Below are 4,042 nucleotides of genomic sequence, written 5' to 3' on the forward strand. Positions count from 1 at the left end.
GAGCAGCCGCCGGAGCGCCGAACCGCGCTGCCCCCGGTCCAGGCGCTTCGCGCGCTCCGCCGCAACGGGGTCCCGGCTCGCGTGTCCCGCGACGCCGGCCGGTATCTCTGCAACGCGGGCTACTACCGGGCGCTGGCCGGCCCGGCCCCGGTGCTGTTTGTGCACGTGCCGAAGCCGGCCTCGATCCGGCCGGGCCCGCGGCGTGCCCGGCGCATCCCGGCCCAGGCCGCCCTTGCAGCGGCCCTCGTCGAGATCGCGGCGCAGCTCCTCGTCCTGTCCCGGCGGCGCGTTGCCGCCACGGCGGCTCTCCGCTAGAGCGGAGCGCCGCGGAGACCGCCATGCAGACCTTCTTTGTCGAGATCAAATGCAAGCTCGGCAAGACCTATCCGGTCGCCAGCACGCTCGCCGACCGCGAGATCGCCTCCGAGATCTACTCGACCGCCGGCAATTACGACATCCTGGCCAAGTTCCACGTCGATGACGGCGTCGATATCGGCCACTTCATCGCCGAGAACGTGCAGACGATCCCGGAGATCGCCGACACCCGCACCATCATCACCTTCAAGGCGTTCTGAGCGTCCAGCCGACCTCGGTCGCCGGCGGCGGGGGCACGGGGCGGAGCGCGTCCGGGCCGGCCCGCAGGCGCTCCCAGGCCGCGAGCTCCTCGCCAAACCGGCGCTGCACATAGCTGTCGAGGTCGAACGTGTCGTCCGGCAGCTGCATCATGAAGCGCTCGGCGATCTCGGTCAGAAGCACGTCCGGCCGCACCCGCTCGACATAGCCCCAGTCGACCGCGGGCGACCAGATGAAGTGCACCTCGCGAAAGGTCTCGGCCAGCATGATGGTGAGGCCGGTCTGGGCCTGGGAATCCCCGAACAGGACGATGCGGCGGGGGTCGGCATCCGGAGCCTCGTTCCGGTACACCATGTGTGACCCACCATGCAGCGTGTCCGCCTGTCCGAGCGTTTCCCGCGCCTCGACGATCGGGTTGGCATAGATCCGGACAGCGTCCCGCTGGAGGCTGTAGCGGCGCACCCGCTCCGTGCGGTGGGGCTCGAACTTGGTGCCGAGGTCGCCCGCGAACTCCATCTCGCGGCAGGGGCGCTCCACGAAGTCCCGGCGCGGACGGGCTCCGAGCGCGCGGCACAGAGCCCGGTAGGCGACCCGGACTCCGGGAAGGGTCCAGTGCGTGTCGGTGCGGAAATAGAGATCCTCGGCCGAGCGCCGGGCCCGCATGGCCCCGACCAGGTCGAGACAGGCGCGGCGCCCGAGCACCGCATCGGCAAAGGCGCGAGGCCCCCGCCACACAGCCGGTCGCCGGAAGAAGCTCGCCCGGAGCCGCACAAAGGGCGACAACCGGACGTCGATCCCGAGTTCCGGCAGCCGGTCGTCGTAGACGGTGAGCTTTTCGGGCACCACGATGTGCCGGTAGGCCATGCCGAGCCGGCGGGCCCGGCGCAGGCGCGCGATCACCGCCTGACGCCACATCTGGACGAGGTTGGTGGTCAGCTCGGTCTCTCTGAACTGAGCGGCCACGTCGTTGTTGCCGCCGACCAGGAACAGCCAGCCGTCCCGGCCCTCGCAGACGCCGAAATCCGCGGCGGCCGAGTTCACGGCGCCGCCTGCTTCGTCCCTCGCCATGGTCAGGCTCGTCCCGGCCGGAACGCAGAGCCGAAATCAGAGAACGAGAACAGACTCTTCAACATCATCTTTGAAGCGACATCAGAGCGCGGACACGAGGTGGCCGCCATCCACCGCGATGCAGCTTCCGGTCATCCAGGACGAGGCGTCGGTCGCGAGGAGCAGGAAGGCGCCGTCAAGGTCGGCCGGCCGGCCGAGGCGGCGGGTCGGGATGCGGCGGATCATGGCCTGGCCGGGCTCGCTGGCGAAGAAGGCAGCGTTCATCTCGGTCTCGATGTAGCCGGGGGCGAGCGCGTTCACCCGGATGCCGAACCGCGCCCATTCGAGCGCGTGGGCGGCCGTCATCTGGATCACCGCGGCCTTGGTGGCGGCGTAGACCGACACCGAGCCGGTCACGCCGAGGCCCAGGATGGAGGCGATGTTGACGATGACGCCCGGGCGCTTCGCGTCCCGCCAGCGCCGGGCGGCTCCCGTCGAGACGAGCCACACGCCTTTGAGGTTGGTATCGACGACATTGTCGTAGAGCCCCTCGTCGACATCAAGGGCGGGCCGGCCCTCCGACACGCCCGCGTTGTTCACGACGATGTCGAGCGGCCCCAGACGCCCGGCCTCGTCCAGCGCGGCCGCGACGGACGCGGAATCGGCGACGTCCAGATCCACCGCCTGAGCGCCGGCCGCACCGAGCCGCCGGAGTTCGGCAACGACGTCCTCCAGACGGTCCCGGCGGCGCGCCGCGACCGTCACCCGGGCGCCGTTGCGGCCGCAGAGCTCCGCGAAGTGCCGGCCGAGCCCGCTCGAGGCTCCGGTGACGAGGACGTGCCGTCCCCGGATAGCGGCTCCGAGATCCACGAATCCCTCCAGGGTCCGGTCAGGCTGTCTTCGGCGCCGAACGGGCGAGAAGCTGCGCGTTGGTGCGCTCGAGGCGCAGGGCCAGCTCGCGCATGACCGCGATCGACATCTGCGGGAACTGGGTGAGGAGTTCCAGGAACACGCGCCTGTCGATGCGCAGCGCCGAGAGCGGCTCGGTCGCCACCACCGTCGCGCTTCGGGGCATGTCCGACAGGATCGCCATTTCGCCGACCAGCGCGTTGCGGCCGAGTTCGGCTACCTTGATCTCCCCGCCCTTCGCCTCGAGGAGCACCTCGGCCTTGCCTTCCAGGATGACGTAGGCGGCATCGGCCGCGTCGCCCTGGGCGAAGAATTTCTGGCCCACGGCGAAGCGGATCCGTTCCGACGTGAAAGCCAGGAGCTTCAGCCGCGACGGGTCGATGTCGCGGAACATGGGCACCTGGCGAAGCGCTTGAACTTCCGTGTCGAGGGTCATGTTGGGCGTTCCCTTACTCGGCTGCGACCCTGGCGGCCAGGCGAGCCTCTTGGGCCCCGGTCGCGGGGTCGGACGTGATGGCAGGCGCGGCCGCCTCGGCCGCCACCTGGGGCTCCGACGCGGCGGGTTCGGCGGGGAGCGCCGGGCCCGGGCCGGGCTCCAGCACCACAGCCTTGTTCTCGAAGCGGATCACCAGATCGAACGGCGTCAGGTTGCGCTCGTTGGGAAGCACGACGATCAGCGTGCGGCCCTCCATGGCCTTGGCCAGGAACAGGATCAGCGCCTCGACGCGCCTTTCCCCGAAGGGCGCGAAGGCTCCGTCCACCACCAGGATATCGGGCCGCTTCACGGCCGACCGGATCAGGCTGACGCTCGCCCGCTGGGTCGGCGTGAGCAGGCGCCCGGCCGGGCCGACCTCATGATCGAGCCCGACCCGCTCGATCTCGCCCGACAGATCCATCTCCTGGATGACTTTCGCGCCGAGCTCCCGGACCGTGTCGCGGGCCGCCGCGACCGACTCGTTGACGCGCCCGAACAGGAGGTTGTCCCGCACCGGGGCCGCCGTGTTGACGCGATCGGGATCGTAGAACTCGACCCCCGGGTCCTCCTGCTCCTCCAGCGCCTGCCGCAGGGCGCCGCGCGCCTCGAGCAGCCGCTCGCGGAGGGCGTCGTCGAGCAGCCCGAGCCGGTGGCGAGGCTCGACATAGGCGAGCGGCAGGGCAAGCAGCCGCAGCCGTTCGTCCCGGGTGAGCCCGCCCCGGCCGCTGATGCGCGAGCGCTTCACCATCCTCTCGAACTCGGCGAGTTCGTCGGCGTGAACGAAGGAGAACTGGTCGAACAGCGGATGGCCGGACGGCAGGCCGCGGAAGATGTCCGTCATCGTTTCCGCGATGCGCACGCCCATGACCAGGAAGTCGTCCGTCAGTTCGGCCCGGTCGAGAACGCCGCGGAAGACCTCGTTCTCGATCAGAGCCCGGCCCATCAGGCCCGGCGACGTGGGCACCCCGAACAGCAGGTTCTCGGCGACCGTCGCCCGGATGTTGTAGCGGGCCGGGTCGAAGGGCTCGACCAGGTCGG

General features: G+C 70.5%; 4 protein-coding genes and 2 pseudogenes. 2 read left to right on the forward strand and 4 right to left on the reverse strand.

Going from position 1 to position 4,042, the window contains the following annotated elements; genetic code table 11:
- Positions 1-315, forward strand: a pseudogene (locus JWR86_RS03020) (peptidase C15); the annotation flags it as partial.
- 23 nt (positions 316-338) lie between these two features.
- The gene (locus JWR86_RS03025; protein WP_299560551.1) at positions 339-575 is read left to right on the forward strand and encodes an Lrp/AsnC ligand binding domain-containing protein; all 237 of its coding nucleotides are present in this window, start codon (positions 339-341) and stop codon (positions 573-575) included.
- On the opposite strand, the gene JWR86_RS03030 is transcribed toward JWR86_RS03025, so the two are convergent.
- The 4 genes and pseudogenes from JWR86_RS03030 to JWR86_RS03045 form a co-directional block, all read right to left on the reverse strand.
- Positions 562-1,641, reverse strand: a complete 1,080-nt coding sequence (locus JWR86_RS03030; protein ID WP_299560554.1) for a hypothetical protein — start codon at positions 1,639-1,641, stop codon at positions 562-564. The two genes, JWR86_RS03025 and JWR86_RS03030, sit on opposite strands and share 14 nt — an antisense overlap.
- 81 nt (positions 1,642-1,722) lie before the next feature.
- Positions 1,723-2,490 (reverse strand): glucose 1-dehydrogenase, encoded by a 768-nt coding sequence (locus JWR86_RS03035; RefSeq protein WP_299560556.1) that lies wholly within the window; start codon positions 2,488-2,490, stop codon positions 1,723-1,725.
- Between the two features lie 19 nt (positions 2,491-2,509).
- A complete protein-coding gene (locus tag JWR86_RS03040) occupies positions 2,510-2,965 on the reverse strand; it encodes a Crp/Fnr family transcriptional regulator (protein ID WP_299560558.1) in 456 nt (151 codons plus the stop codon).
- Positions 2,966-2,978: 13 nt separating this feature from the next.
- A pseudogene (locus tag JWR86_RS03045) lies at positions 2,979-4,042 on the reverse strand (ABC transporter ATP-binding protein); the annotation flags it as partial.

It is taken from the genome of Enterovirga sp. (assembly GCF_028290205.1).
Lineage (GTDB): Bacteria > Pseudomonadota > Alphaproteobacteria > Rhizobiales > Beijerinckiaceae > Enterovirga.

Excerpts from the sequence above, each read along its gene's own strand:
- JWR86_RS03025 (WP_299560551.1), top strand. The coding sequence starts at position 339 with ATGCAGACCTTCTTTGTCGAGATCAAATGCAAGCTCGGCAAGACCTAT.
- JWR86_RS03040 (WP_299560558.1), bottom strand. The coding sequence starts at position 2,965 with ATGACCCTCGACACGGAAGTTCAAGCGCTTCGCCAGGTGCCCATGTTC.
- JWR86_RS03030 (WP_299560554.1), bottom strand. The coding sequence starts at position 1,641 with ATGGCGAGGGACGAAGCAGGCGGCGCCGTGAACTCGGCCGCCGCGGAT.